Raw genomic sequence first — 852 nt, 5'->3', positions numbered from 1 at the left:
ACCACAGTTATCTACAACCGTTGGAGCGATAGCTGTTGCTGAACATTCTCCTGTTACATCTGCCAAGGCAGGGATAACTGGCGCTGTTACATCATCAACGATTACTGTCTGTGTTTGAGTAGTCGTATTTGTGTTGGCTCCTGTATAAGTCCAGGTAATTGTATACGTTCCTTGTACATTGTATGTAAGTGGATCACTAGTTGTTCCATTTACTATAACTCCTGCACAACCATCTGTAGCCGTTGGAGTTGTTGCTACAACAACACTACACTCACCTGTTAAGGTAGCTAAGTTAGTCACTACTGGAGCAGGAACACCTGTATCCTGTACTTCTATATTCTGTGTCTGAGTAGTTGTATTTCCGTTTCCATCATCATAAGTCCAAGTAACTACTGTAGTACCTAAAGTTGTGATAGGTAAACTAGCATCACTACTAACAGTAACTGTTCCACAGTTATCTGTAGCCGTTGGTGCTGTTAAACTTGTTACACTACATTCTCCTATTACATTAGGTAAAGTAGCTATACCAGCAACTGGTGCTGTTACATCATCAACGATTACATTCTGAGTTTGAGTAACAATGTTTCCATTACCATCATCAAACGACCAGGTAATTACAAAACTACCTTGTGTAGTATAAGTAAGAGGATCACTTGTTGTTCCTGTGATTGTTGTACCACAGTTATCTACAACCGTTGGAGCGATAGCTGTTACTGAACATTCTCCTGTTACATCTGCTAAAGCAGGAATAACTGGTGCTGTTACATCATCAACGATTACATTCTGTGTCTGTGTAGCAACGTTTCCATTACCATCATCAAACGACCAGGTAATTACAAAACTACCTTGTGT

At 40.0% G+C, this 852-nt stretch carries 1 pseudogene; it reads right to left on the bottom strand.

Annotated elements, in window-relative coordinates:
- Positions 1 to 852: pseudogene (locus QWY87_RS12855) on the bottom strand (hypothetical protein); the annotation flags it as partial.

Origin of the sequence: Lutimonas halocynthiae, assembly GCF_030409835.1 — a bacterium.
GTDB classification, from domain to species: Bacteria; Bacteroidota; Bacteroidia; order Flavobacteriales; family Flavobacteriaceae; genus Lutimonas; species Lutimonas halocynthiae.
The sequence above is the reverse complement of the archived record's forward strand: the minus strand, read 5'-3'. Positions and strand labels throughout refer to the sequence as shown.